14 protein-coding genes are annotated in these 14,952 nt (G+C 58.6%); 6 read left to right on the top strand and 8 right to left on the bottom strand.

Features of this window, described 5'->3' with window-relative positions; translation table 11 throughout:
* Positions 1–244 precede the first annotated feature (244 nt).
* On the bottom strand, positions 245–3,055 hold the full coding sequence (locus tag GS_RS12440; protein WP_010943112.1) for a GPMC system transcriptional regulator: 2,811 nt from the start codon (positions 3,053–3,055) through the stop codon (positions 245–247).
* A gap of 583 nt (positions 3,056–3,638) precedes the next feature.
* On the opposite strand from GS_RS12440, the gene GS_RS12435 reads away from it, so the two are divergent.
* The 3 genes from GS_RS12435 to ltrA all read left to right on the top strand — a co-directional run bounded on the left by GS_RS12435 (position 3,639) and on the right by ltrA (position 6,155).
* Positions 3,639–3,866, top strand: coding sequence for a type II toxin-antitoxin system antitoxin VapB (locus tag GS_RS12435; protein ID WP_010943111.1), 228 nt, complete (start codon positions 3,639–3,641; stop codon positions 3,864–3,866).
* Positions 3,866–4,267 carry a type II toxin-antitoxin system tRNA(fMet)-specific endonuclease VapC gene (locus tag GS_RS12430; protein ID WP_010943110.1) on the top strand — a complete coding sequence of 134 codons (402 nt, stop codon included), beginning with the start codon at positions 3,866–3,868 and terminating at the stop codon, positions 4,265–4,267. Before GS_RS12435 ends, GS_RS12430 begins: the two co-directional genes overlap by 1 nt.
* A gap of 547 nt (positions 4,268–4,814) precedes the next feature.
* Positions 4,815–6,155: a group II intron reverse transcriptase/maturase gene (gene ltrA / locus GS_RS12425; protein ID WP_164930422.1), complete on the top strand. Its 1,341-nt coding sequence runs from the start codon at positions 4,815–4,817 to the stop codon at positions 6,153–6,155.
* Between the two features lie 77 nt (positions 6,156–6,232).
* Here the strand turns inward: ltrA and GS_RS12420 are convergent, their stop codons facing one another.
* The 4 genes from GS_RS12420 to GS_RS12405 form a co-directional block, all read right to left on the bottom strand.
* On the bottom strand, positions 6,233–6,622 hold the full coding sequence (locus GS_RS12420) for a hypothetical protein (protein ID WP_010943109.1): 390 nt from the start codon (positions 6,620–6,622) through the stop codon (positions 6,233–6,235).
* A gap of 37 nt (positions 6,623–6,659) precedes the next feature.
* Positions 6,660–7,415 (bottom strand): hypothetical protein, encoded by a 756-nt coding sequence (locus tag GS_RS12415; RefSeq protein ID WP_010943108.1) that lies wholly within the window; start codon positions 7,413–7,415, stop codon positions 6,660–6,662.
* Between the two features lie 23 nt (positions 7,416–7,438).
* Positions 7,439–7,966, bottom strand: coding sequence for a hypothetical protein (locus GS_RS12410; protein WP_010943107.1), 528 nt, complete (start codon positions 7,964–7,966; stop codon positions 7,439–7,441).
* 152 nt (positions 7,967–8,118) lie between these two features.
* Positions 8,119–8,469: a hypothetical protein gene (locus tag GS_RS12405; RefSeq protein ID WP_010943106.1), complete on the bottom strand. Its 351-nt coding sequence runs from the start codon at positions 8,467–8,469 to the stop codon at positions 8,119–8,121.
* Positions 8,470–8,549: 80 nt separating this feature from the next.
* Between GS_RS12405 and GS_RS12400 the strand changes: the two genes are divergently transcribed.
* Entirely contained in the window at positions 8,550–9,923 is a 1,374-nt protein-coding gene (locus GS_RS12400) for an integron integrase (protein WP_010943105.1), read from the top strand.
* A gap of 15 nt (positions 9,924–9,938) precedes the next feature.
* On the opposite strand, the gene GS_RS12395 is transcribed toward GS_RS12400, so the two are convergent.
* Together GS_RS12395 and GS_RS12390 are read right to left on the bottom strand one after the other, a co-directional pair.
* Positions 9,939–11,783 (bottom strand): TIGR04442 family protein, encoded by a 1,845-nt coding sequence (locus tag GS_RS12395; RefSeq protein ID WP_010943104.1) that lies wholly within the window; start codon positions 11,781–11,783, stop codon positions 9,939–9,941.
* A 103-nt stretch (positions 11,784–11,886) separates the two neighbouring features.
* The gene (locus GS_RS12390) at positions 11,887–12,642 is read right to left on the bottom strand and encodes a GPMC system MBL fold metallohydrolase (protein WP_010943103.1); all 756 of its coding nucleotides are present in this window, start codon (positions 12,640–12,642) and stop codon (positions 11,887–11,889) included.
* 128 nt (positions 12,643–12,770) lie between these two features.
* Between GS_RS12390 and GS_RS17595 the strand changes: the two genes are divergently transcribed.
* On the top strand, positions 12,771–13,025 hold the full coding sequence (locus GS_RS17595) for a hypothetical protein (protein ID WP_235044892.1): 255 nt from the start codon (positions 12,771–12,773) through the stop codon (positions 13,023–13,025).
* On the top strand, positions 12,983–13,795 hold the full coding sequence (locus GS_RS12385; protein ID WP_235044891.1) for a glycosyltransferase: 813 nt from the start codon (positions 12,983–12,985) through the stop codon (positions 13,793–13,795). Before GS_RS17595 ends, GS_RS12385 begins: the two co-directional genes overlap by 43 nt.
* A gap of 45 nt (positions 13,796–13,840) precedes the next feature.
* Here the strand turns inward: GS_RS12385 and GS_RS12380 are convergent, their stop codons facing one another.
* Positions 13,841–14,947 (bottom strand): homoserine O-acetyltransferase MetX, encoded by a 1,107-nt coding sequence (locus tag GS_RS12380; protein WP_010943101.1) that lies wholly within the window; start codon positions 14,945–14,947, stop codon positions 13,841–13,843.
* Positions 14,948–14,952 lie beyond the last annotated feature (5 nt).

The raw sequence follows: 14,952 nt of genomic DNA, 5'->3' as shown, positions 1-14,952 counted from the left end.
GAGGAATGAACTGCCGGTTAGGGGTTATGTCTTGTGCAAAGATTGCGCCATGCGTATCCCTGATGGAGCGAGTGGCTGAACGCCAAAGGGGTCCGTCATGGCGCAGGCGGTGCCCGGCGCCGGCGAACGGCGCAGTAAGCGAGATCGCTACCGCGAATCGTCTTTTAACAGGCATGGCCGTTGCGCTGATCGGCCGGCACCGGTATTCGGGCCGGCCTTGCCGTCGGTTTCCGGTCTGCCGCCCTCAGATCTTCACGGTCTTATAGAGGAAATTCTTGAACTTGAAGAACCGCTTCCGCTCCTCGTCGTTTTCTTCCACATCGTCGCCCACGGCCTTGAGGTAGCGGGCCACCTGGGGCATGCTCCGGCCCGCCGCGTCGCGGCTCCGCTCGATGACGAGCCGGACGGCGTCGCGGGGGATGGCGTTGCGGGAGTAGGGCTCGTAGACCGCTTCCCAGAAGGTTTCGCCATTGGCGATCTTGTCCAGGATTTCCGTCACCATCCGGTCGTTCAGCTCCTGGGTGGCGGTGGCAGGGGCGAACTCGCGCATGCCCGCGGCCAGGGCGCGCCGGACGTCGTCGGCGGTGAGCACCGTGCCCTTGCGGAAGAAGAGCGCCCGCAGCAGGATGCTCCGCAGTTCCCTGATGTTGCCGTGGTAGTGGTGGTTCATCAGGAGCCGCTTGGCCTCCTCCGCCAGGGTGGGGGCGGCGTCCTTGGACTCGTCCCCCCGGTAGGTGCGGTAGAGCTTGCCCAGGAAGTGGGTGGCCAGGTCGGGGATGTCCTCGCGCCGCTCGTTCAGGGACGGCACCTGCACCGCCAGCTCCGACAGCCGGTGGTAGAGGTCTTCCCGGAAGTTCCCCTTGCGGATCTCTTCCGCCAGATCCTTGTTGGTGGCGGCCACCAGGAGCACCCGGCTGAAACGGTCCTGGTTTTCCCCCAGCCGCACAAACCCGCCGTTGTCCAGGAACCGGAGCAGCTGCACCTGGGTCTTGGGGTCGGCGTCGCCGATCTCGTCCAGGAAGACGATCCCGCCGGCGGCATCCTCCAGGATGCCCTTGCGGTCGCTGTAGGCGCCGGTGAAGGCCCCCTTCTTGTGGCCGAAGAGTTCCGAGTAGGTCAGGTCACCGCTGTAGGCCGCGATGTTGGTCTTTTTCACGGGGAGCTGGCCAGCGGGGTTGAGCTTCTCCCGGTACATCTCGTTCAGCTTGTTGTAGAGGTTGTTGAAGAAGAACTCCTTGCCGGCGCCGGTCTGCCCCTGGACGAGGATGGAGGGGAGGCCGATGGTCGCCTCCTGGAGGACGTTCTTGCTCCAGAGGGTGATCCGGTTGAAGAGGGGCACCGACACGGTGTTGATGAAATCAACGATCTCCTGGGCTTTGCGGCTGTTGCCGATGATGTTGCCGAGCCGGTAGGAGGAGATCTGGGGGTCTTTGTAGGCCACGTCAGTCTTGAGCCGGGTCACCTCCCCCTCGAGCCGCTCGATCCGCTGGACGTCGGAGATGTGCCGGGAGGTGAGCCGGTCGATGATCTGCAGGATCCGCTTGTGCTCTTCCGTGAACCAGGCGGGCTTGAGCGAGTTGAGGCAGACCACGGCGATCACCTCGTCGTCGCAGACGATGGGGACCGCGATCTCGCTCTTGATCAGCTCGTGCATGGAGCGGTGGAACCCCTCGCCCCCCTGCTCGTCCGCCACGTGGGCGATGATCTTCGGCTGCTTGGACCAGGCCACGTAGCCGGTGAGGCTCCGCTCCTCGGCGGGGAGCTCGTGGCCGCCGATTCTGAAGGGGGGGATGTACTTCTTGAGCCACGACTTGTTCTTGGCCCCGACGATGGTCCCTTCTTCGTCCTCCACCACAAGCCATTTTTCGCCGTCACGCTCCTGGACGATGGCGATGCTGCCGGTATCGGCGCCGATCAGCTCCGTGGCCATTGACAGGACCCGGGTGAGGAACGGGGAAAGCTCTTCGTTGCGCTCCTGGAGGAGTTCGGTGATCTCGGCCAGGACGCGGATTTCCAAGTGTTCGCCGCCGATCTCGTTCACCATCCGCTCCGCCATCTCCGCATGGGTCTGGAGCAGGCCCATCTCGAAGTCGGAGAAGCGGTACAGGTCTTTGGTGAAATAGTTGACCAGGCAGATGACCTTGCGGCTGGACGGCTCGTAGCGGGGCACCACGTAGAGGGAGCGCAGCGCCATCTTCTCGGTGAGGGCCTTTTTCTGGAGCTCCTGCTGGGTCAGGTCCGGAATGAACAGCGGGCGCAGAAGCCGTTCGTCGGCGATGACCGCGTTGTCGTCCAGGAACCGGGAGATGAGGGAGGTACCCCTCTGGAGAGCGATCTCTCCCTGCTCGTCATACTGCTTTTTCAGGCTGGGGTCTTCCGAGTGGCTGGCCAGGATGGCGAGGCGCGACGAGCCTTCCGGACCGGGCACGGGCACCAGCACCGAGGCGAGGACCAGCCGGTCGATGAGGCGCACGGCCGACTGCACCATGAACGAGGCAGCTTCCCGTTTCTTGTACTCCTCGACCCGGCGGGCGAGCAGGAGCTGCTGGTGGTAGATGCGGGCGACGTCGAGCCGGTCGGCCACGGAGGTGACGAACTCGCCCAGCAGCGCCTTCCCCTTGCCGCGCAGGATCTCCCCCGGCCGGAAGCGGTCGACGCAGACCACGCCGATGGATTTCCCCTGGCTCACCACCGGCAGGATGTAGCTGTGGCCGATGGCGAAGCGTTCGGCAAAGCCCCGGTCGAAGGTGTGTTTTCCCTCCGGCTCGTAGTGGAATTCGGTGGCGTACTGGGAGACAAAGACGCTGGAAACCGACGCCTCACGGGAGATGATGGGGAAGCTCACCTCGCGGATCTCATCGGCCAGGGGGCCCGAGGCGTGGACACAGGTAAGGACGCCGCGGGTCAGGTCTTCCAGGTAGATGCGGATCCGGTCCTGGCCGGAGACGAGACGCACCCCCTCGGCCAGCAGGTGGAGCATTTCCTCAAGGTTTTCCTTGCCGTAGGCAACGATTTGATCCCGCAAAAGGGGGAGGTGCGACGAAAGGGACTCCATTGAAACCTCTGAGTGTAAAAAGTGTACTCAGGGGCAGTGTAGGTGAAGGGGAGGGGGAAAGTCAAGGGAGGCGGGCGTTCTCTACTCAGCTCAGCCCTTTGCGGACCTGCTGCAGTTCCTCTGGGGAGGAAAGCACGTACTCGTCAAGTTCTCCACGAAATATTTGATAAGGTTGAATTGTACCGAAACCTGAGAGCGTCAATCTTCTCTCCTGCAAGCCAAGCGGCGTTCAATCTTGCGAGTCTTTATCGCTCTTCTAGCGTCATGGGTTCTTTGCTCCAACGCCTTTGGGTCTGTATATTTCCATGGATGTCCCCGGAACTCCTGAAGTGGCGAATATGTTTCAGTTTTATTGACGGCGAAGCGAGTTATGTTGAAATAACCGACTACCATTAAGGAGAAATATTATGGCGACAAAAAATGGTCTTCCCCCTACCTGAATCCGTGAGATTACAGTCATAAAAGTTGTTTTGATCTTTGTGGCCATGTTGGGAGTTCGTTCTCTCATCATTGTTGAAATTTTACTTGCCAACCTAAAACCTGAAATATATACTTCAAATATATATTAATGTGGAGGTCAGAAATGAAAACTGCAAAGATTTTTCAAAATGGACAAAGTCAGGCAGTAAGGCTTCCCAAAGAATTTCGCTTCGAAGACAGCGAAGTATTCATCAAGAAAAGCGGCAACGTCGTTCAACTGATCCCTCGGAGCGATTCGTGGAATTCCCTCTTCGGCAGTCTCAAGAAATTCTCCCGCGATTTCATGTCCGAGCGCATACAACCTGAACTGGACAAGCGGGATGGCTTCTGATGAAATTGCTTCTCGACACCAATATCTGCATTTACATCATAAAGCAGCAGCCGGTTGCTGTACTTGAGCGTTTCTTAGAGTACCAGGTTGGCGATATTGGCATTTCATCCATAACTCTCTCGGAATTGCGCTACGGAGTTGCGAAGAGCACCCATATGGAGAAAAACGCCAAGGCCCTCGACGAATTCATCATTCCTTTGGAATTGGTTTCTTATGATGAATCGGCGGCTCATGTCTATGGAGATATTCGAGCAGCTCTTGAAAAAGCTGGTACGCCCATTGGCTCCATGGATATGTTGATTGCCGCTCACGCTGTATCGTTAGGAATCCCTCTGGTCACTAATAACACCCGCGAGTTTTTACGGGTCCCTTCCCTCAATATCATTGATTGGACGGTTTAGCTTTCTTCCAACGCCACAAGCCTGACCGGCGGGTTTCTAGGCCGGTCGTGGCGCTAGTGTACGCCCGGCATGGGCGTGAACTAATGGGGTGCAAGTCCCCTGTACGTAGAATCCAGCACTGTCGCGAGACAGGGTACCAAAGTACTAGCCGACGGCAAGGGCGCCTCCGCGAGGAGGGGTCTGAAGGAAGCCCGAGCGCAAAGCTATGAGCCGACGAACAGAAACAGCATACAAGGCCGGGGTGTCCGGGCAAGTCAGCACAACATGACGAAGTCCCACGGATTCAGGATGCCAAGGTAAATGCTGCGGTTGTGTAGCCACAGTTCACGTTCTTATCCGGGGAGACCTGCTCCACATGCTAGCGATGTTTGCTGGCGCGGCCTCTGGTAACAGCTGCCGTGATGGGGCAGGAGTCAGCAGAAGCCATAGTAGGCGCGGACGTTGCCGCCAGCGATCCGGCACCTGGAAACAAGCCCGGCGTCGTCACAGACAGCCGGGAAGCCTTACCCCGCCGAAGGGCCGAACGATGAAGAGGAGGTAAGCCCCAATGAGCTTTCACGACATACCGAACCCGACCGGGGGAATGCCCGTGGAGCGCGTCATTGACCGGCCAACTCCGGAAGAGCACCTACTGGAGCGGATACTTGCCACAGAGAACATGGACCTGGCGTGGAAACGGGTGCGGGCCAACAAGGGCGCACCTGGCGTCGATGGTGTTACCATCGACGCGTTCCCCGAACGGTTCCGGCCCCTCTGGGGCGATATCCGTGCATCGCTTGCAACAGGTACCTACCAACCACAGCCGGTCCTTCGAGTGGAAATACCCAAACCAACGGGCGGCACCCGCCCGCTGGGGATTCCCACCGTCCTTGACCGGCTGATCCAACAGGCAACAGCCCAGGTGCTCACGCCGATCTTCGATCCGGAATTCTCCGCATCGAGTTTCGGGTTCCGCCCCGGCCGCTCGGCACACAATGCCGTGCGGCAGCTGCGGGAGTATCTGCGGCAGGGCTACCGCATTGCCGTGGACATCGACCTTGCCAAGTTCTTCGACACGGTCAATCACGACCTCCTCATGACAATGGTGGGGAGGAGGGTCCGCGACAAGCGGGTTCTCACCCTGATCGGCAGGTATCTCAGAGCCGGGGTGGAGGTTGACGGGCGGCTGGAAAAGACCCGCATGGGCGTACCCCAAGGGGGTCCGCTTTCCCCGCTTCTCGCCAACATCCTCCTCGACCACCTGGACAAGGAGCTTGAGAGCCGTGGCCACAAGTTCGTCCGTTACGCCGATGATTTCGTCATTCTGGTGAAGAGCGAGCGTGCCGGCGAGCGGGTCATGGGGAGCGTCAGGAAGTATCTGACGAACAAACTCAAGCTCACGGTCAACGAAGACAAGAGCAAAGTCGCCAGAAGCGGCGACTTGAGCTTTCTTGGCTTTGTCTTCAAGGGAACCAAAATCCTCTGGTCTGACCAGGCGTACAAGGAGTTCCGGCGCCGGGTCAGGAAGTACACCGGCAGGAGTTGGTTCGTCTCCATGGAGTACCGACTGAACAAGCTGTCGACCTACCTCCGCGGCTGGATGGGGTACTTCGGCATTGCCGAAGCCTACCGTGACATCCCGGAGATCGACGGCTGGATACGGCGGCGGGTGCGGCTGTGCTACTGGAAGCAGTGGCGGTGGTGCCGCACCAAGATTCGGAACCTGCTCAAACTGGGTGTACAGCTTGGCACATCCATCAGAGCAGGGCTGAACCGCAACGGTCCGTGGGCCATGTCCCGCAGGCTTGCCGCCCAGCACGGTATGACCAACCAGTGGCTGAAGGATCAAGGACTTGTATCTGTCAAAGAACTGTGGGTGAAGATCCATTACCCGGCCACGGCCCGGTAACTTCGTCGAACCGCCCGGTGCGGACCCGCATGCCGGGTGGTGTGGGGGCTGGGGGGGTAAAACCCCCGGCTACCCGATTAGGCATTTCTTTTCGTCAGCGCATCCACAAGTTTTTGGACGTTGATCTTATTCTTCCCGTAATCGATAGCTTGCGTCGGTAGTGAGCATTCAGAACTCACTTTTGCGCCTCCATCGGCAAACTCGATCTTTATGATTTCCCCCCATGACCGCCAGCTTATTTTCGTTCGAGCTTTCATTCTATCCGGGCCGTCGTGCTCAATCTCCCATCCTTGTTCCATTAGTGCGACACGAATTTTTTCTCGTGCCTCAATTCTGGAGGAAAATGGAATAAACTCTTCATTCCTCGCGGCGATTCGCCAACCGAACATTGGTCCTAGTATGATCGCAATCAGACCGAGGATGAGGATGATCGCCAAGGCGACTACAATGATTTCCGCAAAATTCATATTAATTGCCTAACGGTTCGGGAGAACACCGGCGGTTTTAGGCCGGTGTTTCTGCCTGGTTAGGCATTCCGTCATCAAAAATCAAGCGTGCCACTTTTATGTTGGGAAATTGTGACTTCATACTTTGTTGAAACTTTTCGTACACTTCTTGTATGGATTCAATATTTTCACGAACTATTTTGTATGTTTCATGTGTAAGGCTGTTGAGATCAATTATTAAGCTAGGTGGGAGTTGAGACAATAACTGTTGTATGTCAACATTGCCGGGGTAATAACCTAGGCGTTCCAGTTCAGGTTGAAGTTTGTTTTTAATGGTTTCATGTAATTGCTTTATCATTCCTATGGCTAAATTATATCGTTGCTCTTCCATTATTAGTTCTGCATATATTTGTGCACCATCACCTTCCCCCTCGAACATGAATAGCAATCCTTCGCGCGGCAAATTCACTTCATAGTGATAGGCCAACAACCCTCTTAACCCTAACCACGGTACAGGCAAAGTTTCTGTAGGTTCAATAATTTCTCTTCTGTATTGTCTTAAATTTGAGTAGATGTTTGATATTAAGTGAACTGTTTGGTTTGCAGCGCTCTTTCTTCGGGTCATTTCTGTTTTTTCAGTTTTTTCCCTTTGCAATCTAAATGCGGCTTCAGCACCAACTAATGCAGCAAGTAAAGTTGCAATTGGAGCAACTATGTCAATCATTTTAAGTGTCGGTGCAGCTGAACTCAAAATAGTAATATAAAAAATGACTCCCATAACAATACCCGGAGCAGTGTAATCTCGATCTTTCATGTCACCTCCCTGAGTCATGTCATTCATTCTTTTTGCCTAACGGGCCGGGAGAACAGCGGCGGTTTATAGGCCGCTGCTTCTTCCTGGTTGAATGTTAACTTCTTCTTCACTTGGGGCTCAAATTTTTCCATGACACCTGTCAGGTTTTTATCCGTGAAACTTTGACCTGTTGCAGTGGTCAAGTCAGGATGAAAGGTGTAAGAACTAAATTCTCCGTTTGACGCATTGAAATCGATGGAAATTGCCCTTTTCTTGCTGTCGTGAATCATTACTTCCTCGCCTTTGACGTAAATCCATGGACTTTTCGCTTTTACTGGTTGAAGTAATGCTTCCGGGCTGGCATCAAATTTATTTGGAACCATCGCAACGAAAGGGCCAAGCCTTCCTACTCTCGCCTCTGTCACCCATGGCGCCATCATCTGCATTCCTTTTTTGTTGTCATCATCTGGCCAGGAAGCGATAACATTTTGCGGTCTTGCTCTCCAGTGGCTAATGGCAGAAAGGAGAGCCACTCCAGCAACAAACCCGAAGGCAAATGATTTCCAGTTCATTTCTTGTTTCTCCGTTTTTAATCATTCAACTCGTAAATCACCCGTTAGGGTGTGCTATCTACAAATATATAGAACCAAGTACATGTAGATGGAAGCATCTACATCTATATGGGGCTTGCCTATATAGATATAGATGGAGTCGAGGGTTATCCTTATCCGAATCCATCTACATCTATATGCTTTTCCAGCGGAGTACCGACTATGTTGCCGTAGGTGACAAACCATAACTTTTTTTCCGGGTTCCAACGTCCACCGACTGCTTTTACCTGATTGCGGATTGCCACGTCGGTGGCTTTTACCCGTAACGGGACAAGCGTGTCGTTTGTGAAGCGGGGTGGCGGCGGGGTCCAGTCACTCCGCTCGACAATGAGTTCTACGGTCTTCAGGCGTTGCTTCGTTTCCGGATCATAACGAAATCTTACGCATACCAGTGCGTCGCCGTATTTCTTTATCAGAGATTTTGTGCCGTGCTGCCCGGGTTTCAGGGTCAAGCGTGTTTTCATTGGTCACCCGCATCGAAAATATGTCGCCAACTATACGCATTCTTTGATAGAACTTAAATTAAAAATTCTGAGGAATTGTGATGATTTTACTGCCGCACCATCTGTTCAGGCAATACCGTTCTTTTTACAACAACTGCGGAATCGCGGTCGCTGATTTTGCCGACTATCTGAAATGGCTGCGCTACTTTCTCGATTTCTGTGAAAAGTATCATGTTACGGGAAGCGAGCCGGAGAGAATCGATCTCTTCCTGAACAAGTTGCAGCAAAAAGGACAGTCTGAGCAGAAGCGGCAGCAGGCCAGTCAGGCGGTATCTTTGTATTTCGTCATGCTGAAGGGTGGCGCCAGTGACACGTTGCCGGTGTCCTCAGCCCCGTCCGCACAACCGATGGCGCAGCAGTCGGAAGGTTCGGCTGACGTGCCGCCCGACTCTCCTCCTGTTCCCCCGCGGCACTCTTTCTATAACGTCGCTGGCTACCAGGAAAAATCCGACTCTCCTGAATGGGATGAGGTTATGGCGAAGCTGGCAGCGGAAATCAAGGTCAGGCATTATTCCAGGAAAACATTGCAGACCTACGCCAAGTGGTGCCGTCAATTCCAGCGCTTTTTGAAGAACAAGCCTCCAGTGGAGCTGACAACCGCGGATGTGAAAGAGTATCTAACCTGGCTGGCGGTGAAGTGTAATGTGGCCGCCTCTACGCAAAATCAGGCGTTCAACTCGCTGCTGTTTCTGTTCCGCCATGCCCTGAAGCGGGATTTCGGCGAACTGAGGGACGTGCCGCGCGCCAAGAAGTCGCTCTATGTGCCGGTGGTGCTGTCCCGTGCAGAGATCGACGCTATCCTTGCCCACCTCTATCACCCCCATGGCCTGATCGTGAAACTCCTGTTCGGCTGCGGGCTGCGGCTGTTCGAGTGTCTGCAGCTGCGGGTTCGGGATTTCAACTTCGATGCGGGTATCCTTACGGTCCACGGCAAGGGGAAGAAGGATCGGACTCTGCCGCTGCCGGAGTCTATCCTGAATGATTTGCAGCGGCAGATGCGGCGGGTGAAGGAGTTGCATGAAAAGGATCTGGAGCAGGGGTATGACGGTGTGTTCCTCGATGATGCTATGGAGAAAAAATACCCCAAAGCGCCGAAGGAGCTGATTCATCAATGGTTCTTTCCGCAAAAGGATCTGACGCCGGTGGAGGCGAACGGGCAGCTCAGGCGGGCGCATGTCCATGAGTCACTCTTGCAGAAGGCGCTCTACCTGGCCGTCCGCAAGGCAAAGATCCCCAAGCGGGTTACGGCCCATACCTTCCGCCACTCCTACGCGACGCACCTGCTGCAGGCCAATTACGATATCCGCACCATCCAGACCAAGCTGGGGCATGCCAGCCTGAAAACGACAATGATTTATACCCATTGTGTTCCGGTCAGGACCGTGAAGGAGGCGCGAAGCCCGCTGGATTTCTGATTGCGCGTGGGCGGCCTAACTCAAACCCTTCCTGATCTGGTACAGCTCCTCCAGATCCAGCTCGTTCAGCTCGAAGTACTCCCGCTCCAGTTCCTCAACGTAGAAGCGGTCGAGGCCCGAGTTTTCCAGGAAGTCTTCGCGCAGGGCAATGTCCCGGTCGGCAATGATGCGGGGGAGGAGGCCGTGGAGGTAGACCGCTTCCTTCTGGATGGTGAGGATGGTTTCGTCGAAAAGCCGGTCCGGGACGTTACCGTCGACGAGCTTCTTGGCGATCAGCTCTTCGTTCACCTCGCGCCTGAGGGCCTGCTGATCGGCCTTGGTGGTGTACTTCGAGTAGAAGTTCCGGATGCGGTCCCGCACGTGGGACAGGAGCAGGATCGCCAGGCGCTCCTCCCGGTCGATGGTCAGCAGCTGCTCCATCAGGGCGGCCACCGTGAGCCGGTTCAGCTCGATTTCCGCCAGGCCGCGCCGCAGGTTGGTGATCTTCATCCGGCCGTAGCGTCCCAGGTACTTGTTTTCCAGGAGTCCTGCGATGAAGAGCTCGTCGAACAGGCCGTCCCGAAGCGAGTCGAAGGCGGTCTTGTTGCCCAGCAGGCTGCGGATCATCTCTTCGGTGATCCGGACGTTTTCCATGAAGGCCAGCTGGTTGACGGCCTGGGAGGTGGTGTCGTAACGGTCGAAAAAGGTGATCAGGTAGGAAAAGCCCTCGATGATGGCCAGTTCGGCGCCGTCGCGCATCTTTTCGTCGCAGAGTCGGCTGGCGTCCAGCAGTAGTTCCTCGAAGGCGTGGTCACGGTTTTCGGCGGCCTTCTTCTTGGCGAAGAGGAGCCGGGCCATGTCCTCGCGGTCGATGGAACTCTCGATGTCCCGTTCGGTCAGGAAGATTCCTTCGAGAATCTGGCGGATATCGGAGAGATAGTCCTGCTCCTCGGGCGCCACCAGTTTCTTGTCGTTTTTCAGGACTTCGTCGAGGGTGTAGAAGAGCGCGCCCGGGATCTTGTTGCGGACCGACAGGGTCTTGAGCCGCGTGAGCCGGGCGTTTTCGAGCCGGCTGATCTCCCCCTTGCGGTGGCAGCCGATCAGGATGTTTTTGTACTCGTCCACGATCCGGCGGTTGGCCGGGTGCTTGTACATGACATCGATCCTGATCCGCTCCTGCTGGTAGCGGTCGATGTCGTGACGCGCGGCAACGGCGGTGAGCATGGCGAAGTCGTCGTCGGCGATCTTCTTGTTCCTGAAGTAGAGCCGCCGGAAGGTGTCGTGGTACTCCCGGTGGTGGACGTTGATCAGCTTGAAGAGGAAGAACAGGGCAGTGGGATCGCTCAGGAGGGCCAGCACCTCGGCGATGAGGGCGTTTTCGTCCTGCTCCCCTACGGCGGCGGAGCGCTTGAGGGTCTTGCCGATGGTCCTGACGATGGATTCCTGCTGCCGTCTCAGGGGACCGGTCACCCGGGCCGAGGAGATGAAGAAGAAGTAGTTGACCACGGCGTTGCCTTCGAAAAACATCTTTTCGAAGCCGAGCTGGCCGCCGGTGCGGTCGTCGAAGATGAGGTTGCCGCTCTCCTCCTCCATGCGGGCGCCGTACATGACGAGCCGGTTGATGACGTCGCCCTTGGCCAGGTCCGGCACCGGCTGGTCCACGCCGAACATGTACTCGCAGAAGGAGCCGCCGTTCCCCTCGTGCCTGATGCCCCCCGGGCCCAGGACGAATTCGTTGCCGGGCGCAAAGAAGCGAAGCTCTCTCCCCGGCCCCTCCGCGGCGTTGAAGAAGTAGCGCTGGTGCGAGTCGTCTCCCGCCACGATGGCGTAGTACTCGATCCGTTCGTCTATCTGGCCGTGGAGGCGAATGTCTCTGTGCATGGCTGCCCTGTCCGGAGATGCGTCGCTCGGAGCGTGTTCGCGAATAAGCTCTTATATCGACAAATCACGGGTTTTTCAATGACGATACGCTGGGGCGGACAACTTAGAGCGAGACGGTCATCCCGTCGTAGGCAAACTCCACCCCTTCCGGCAGCCGAATGCCGTCGGCGTAGGCCACTTCGTGGGTCAGGTGGGTGAAGATCGTCCGCTTGGGGCGCAGCTCCGCGACTACCCCGAGCGCACCATCGATGTTGAAGTGGTTCTCGTGGGGGGTGTAGCGGAGCGCATCGATCACCAGCAGGTCGAGCCCCCCCAGCAGCGCCAGGGATGATTCGGGGATGCGGCTGCAATCGGTCAGGTAGGCCGCACCGTCGATCCGGTAGCCCGTGGCGGGCATGGTGCCATGGTGGAGGTGGATGGGGACGATGGTCCGGCCGAACAGGGCGAACGGATCGTGGATCACGTGGGGGTCCAGCAGCGGCGCATAGCCGGCCGCTTCCATTCCCTTGAAGATGTAGGAGAAATTGCGCAGCACTGCGTCCATGGTCTCGCGGTTGCCGTAGCAGGGGATCACGCGCCGGTGGATGAAGTGGAACCCGCGCAGGTCGTCGATGCCGTTCACGTGGTCGGCGTGGGAGTGGGTCAGGAGCACCGCGTCGATGTGGGGGATGTGTTCCCGCAGGGCCTGGCGCCGCAGGTCGGGGGATGTGTCCACCAGGATGTAGCGGCCGGCCGCTTCGATGAGGAGGGAGGCGCGGGTCCTCTTGTCGCGCGGGTCGGTCGACGAACAGACGGAACAGGTGCATCCCACCATGGGAACGCCGGTGGAGGTGCCGCTGCCGAGTATGGTAATCTTCATGGGGTGGGTCTCCCTGCGAGTTGGGCCACGATACCATGAGCGGAAGCGGCCCCGCAAGGGTCTTTGTCCTTGCGTCCGCCACCGGTTCGGGCTACCATCGGCCCCCTGCGGAGGGAAGGGAGCACCGGATGAAGATTACTCTGATTACCCCCTATTACCATCCCCCTGCCCGGGGGAATGCCGTCACCGCCAGGCGGATCGAGCGACAGCTCCGGGCCGCGGGGCACGCGGTGACCGTTCACTCCCTTGACGCCGCGCCCGCGGAGGATATCCTGCGGCGCATCACGGCCGATCCGCCGGACCTGATTCACGCCCTGCACGCCTATCTGGGGGGGCCGGCGTGGCCCGGGAGGCCGGCCGGGCCACGGGCATCCCCTACCTGATCACCCTGACCGGTTCGGACGTGTATGAAGCGCTGGAGGACACCCGGCGCCGGGATACCCTGGCGGTCCTGCGCGATGCCGCCGCGGTGGCGGCGTTCCACAAGTGCGTCCGGTGCCGGGTGCTTGATCATCATCCATCCCTGGCCGAAACGATGGCTGTCATCCCCCAGGGGGTGGAACTGCCCGGGGAAGAGTTCGATTGGGGAAACGAGCGGTTCGACAGGGGCGAGTTCGTCTTCTTTCTGCCGGCGGGGCTGCGGCCGGTCAAGAATGCGGCCTTTGCCCTCGGCCCCCTGGCGGAGCTCCACCGGGAGGAGCCGCGGGTCCGCTTTCTGCTGGCCGGGCCGGTCCTGGACCGGGAGTACGGCGCCGCAACCCTTGAGGCCATCGACTGCCATCCCTTTGCCCGCTACCTGGGCGAAGTGGGGCGTGACGCCATCGGCGCCCTGTTCCGCCGGGCAGACGCGGTCATCAACAGCTCGACCTTCGAGGGGGGGATGGCGAACAGCGTCCTGGAGGCTCTGGCTTTCGGCAAGCCCGTGCTGGCGTCGTACATCGACGGCAACCGCTCAGTAGTGAAGGAGGGAACCACCGGTTTCCTGTTCCGGGGCGAGCGGGAATTCCTGGACCGGGCCCGGGATCTGCTCCGCAATCCCGCCCTGGGACGGCGCCTCGGCGAACAGGGACGGGAACTGGTGCGGGAGCGTTTTTCCCCGGGACGGGAGGCGGAGGCCTACCTGGAGCTCTACCGGCGGATCACCGGCGCGTGAGTGGAACCCGGCGGACGATCGCCGGGTTTTTTTGTGTGCGGAGGCCTAGCCCCGCTCCACGCGGGCCAGGAAGTCCCGGACCATGGGCGCGAAGGTTTCGTGCTCCAGGAGGAAGGCGTCATGGCCGTAGGCCGACGGGATCAGGTGGTATTCGGCCTCCTTGCCCAGGGCCCGGAGCGTGGTGGCCATCTCTTCGGTCTGGTAGGGGGGGTAGAGCCAGTCGGAGGTGAAGGCGAAGAACTGGATCGGAGCCGTGACGCGGCTGAACGCGTCTTCCAGCGACTCGTACCCCCAGGCCACGTCGTACAGATCCAGCGCCTTGGCCAGGTAGAGGAACGAGTTGGTGTCGAAGCGGTCCACGAAGTTGTAGCCGTTGTAGGTGAGGTAGCGTTCCACCTCGAACTGGCCGAAGAAGTCGAACAGGCCGTCCCGGGCCGAATAGCGGCGGCCGAACTTCTGCCACATGGATTCGTCGGAGAGGAACGTGATGTGGCCGATGCCCCGGGCGAGCGCCAGGCCGTCCTTGGGGTTTTTCCGGTACTCACCCTTTTTCCAGGACGGATCGTTGAAGATGGCCCAGCGGGCCACGGCGTTCAGGGAGATGGCCTGGGGCGACGGGCGGCTCGTGGTGGCGAGGGCAATGGCCGAGCGGACCCGGTCCGGGAACTGGGTGGCCCACTCCAGGGCCTGCATCCCGCCCATGCTGCCGCCGAGGACGGTGAGGAGCCGCTCGATGCCCAGGTGGTCCAGCAGCAGGGCCTGGGCCCGCACCATGTCCCGCACGGTGATGACCGGAAAGGAGAGGTTGTAGCGCTTGCCGGTCTTCGGGTTGACGGACGCGGGGCCGGTTGAGCCGTAGCAGGAACCGATAACGTTGGAACAGATGACGAACCAGCGGTCGGTGTCCAGGAGCCGCCCCGGGCCGACGATGGCGTCCCACCAGCCGGGCTTGGGATCGTCTTCGCTGTATTTACCCGCCAGATGGGCGTTGCCGGTCCAGGCGTGGGCCACCAGAATGGCGTTGGACCGGTCGGCGTTCAGCCGGCCGTAGGTCTCGTAGGCCAGGGTGATGGGCCCCAGTATCCGGCCGCTTTCCAGCCTGAGATCCGTTTCGAAGGTGACGGATTGTTCTTCGACGATGCCGACGGACATGATTC

This window comes from Geobacter sulfurreducens PCA (assembly GCF_000007985.2).
Lineage (GTDB): Bacteria > Desulfobacterota > Desulfuromonadia > Geobacterales > Geobacteraceae > Geobacter > Geobacter sulfurreducens.
Note: the sequence above shows the minus strand (reverse complement) of the source record. Positions and strands in the feature narration are given on the sequence as shown.